1 protein-coding gene is annotated in these 1,467 nt (G+C 49.8%); it reads left to right on the plus strand.

Features of this window, described 5'->3' with window-relative positions:
- Window positions 1–100: 100 nt before the first annotated feature.
- Window positions 101–1,467 (plus strand): L-arabinose isomerase (gene araA / locus SHEWPOL2_RS21965; protein ID WP_037431783.1); only part of this gene is annotated, 1,367 nt, incomplete at its 3' end.

A 1,467-nucleotide genomic window follows, 5' to 3' on the forward strand; every position in this document is an offset into this window, starting at 1 on the left:
TTATTGATAAGCACTATTTGCGTAAGCATGGAAAAGACGCTTATTACGGCCAAAGCAAGTAAATGCCAGTCCGGTCTCATTTCAAACTAGAGAGAGTAATATGAAAGCCTTCAAACAAAAACAAGTGTGGTTTATCACGGGTTCGCAGGATTTATACGGCCCGAAAGTATTAGAGCAAGTTGCTAAAAACAGTGAGCAAATTGTTCATGGCTTTAATGAATCTTCCGCCATTTCGATGGAAGTGGTGTACAAGCCAACCGTAAAATCCCCACGGGAAATTCATGCCGTATGCCAAGCGGCCAACAGCGATGAAAACTGTGTTGGCGTCATTCTGTGGATGCACACTTTCTCTCCCGCCAAGATGTGGATTGCTGGCCTGAATGAATTAAGCAAGCCATTCATGCATTTACATACCCAGTTCAATGCCGAGCTCCCTTGGAGCGAAATCAATATGAACTACATGAACACCCACCAAAGTGCCCACGGTTGCCGCGAATTTGGTTTTATCGGCACACGTATGCGTAAAGAGCGCAAAGTGGTTGTGGGTCACTGGCAATCGAGCGATGTACAGGCACAAATCGATGATTGGTGCCGCGCAGCAGCGGGTTGGCACGAGAGCCAAAACCTGCGTATCGCCCGCTTTGGCGACAACATGCGTCAAGTGGCCGTGACCGAAGGCGACAAAGTTGCCGCACAAATTCAATTCGGTTACGAAGTGCACGCCTATAGCTTAGGTGAACTTAATGAGGCGATTGCAGCCATTGCCGAAGGCGATGTAACCGCACAGCTCGATCGTTACGCCAGCGAATACCAAGTGGGTAACGAACTTTTTGGTGATGAATACCAATTAGACCGTTTAAGAAAAGAAGCCAAGATTGAACTCGGCTTAACCCAATTCTTAACCCAAGGTGGATTTGGTGCCTTTACCAACTGCTTCGAAAACCTCACCGGCATGACAGGCTTACCGGGACTCGCTACCCAACGTCTGATGGCGAACGGTTTCGGTTACGGCGGCGAAGGTGACTGGAAAACGGCTGCCATGGTGCGCATTATGAAGGTGATGGGTCAAGGCCGTGCCGGTGGTACTTCCTTTATGGAAGACTACACCTATAACTTTGGGGCGACTGACCAAGTTCTTGGCGCCCACATGTTAGAAGTCTGCCCATCGATTGCCGCGGCAAAACCGCGTTTAGAAGTTCACCGCCATACCATTGGTGTGCGTTGTGACGTGCCACGTCTGTTATTCACTGGTAAAGCGGGCCCAGCAATCAACGTATCGACTATCGATTTAGGCAACCGTTTCCGTATCATTCTCAATGAATTAGATACAGTGACGCCACCACAGGATCTGCCTAACTTACCAGTCGCGTCTGCGCTGTGGGAGCCTCGTCCGAATTTAGCCGTTGCCGCCGCAGCTTGGATCCACGCCGGTGGTGCTCACCACTCGGCCTATAGTCAAGCTATCAC

Origin of the sequence: Shewanella sp. POL2 (assembly GCF_000282755.1) — a bacterium.
Classification (GTDB): domain Bacteria; phylum Pseudomonadota; class Gammaproteobacteria; order Enterobacterales; family Shewanellaceae; genus Shewanella; species Shewanella xiamenensis.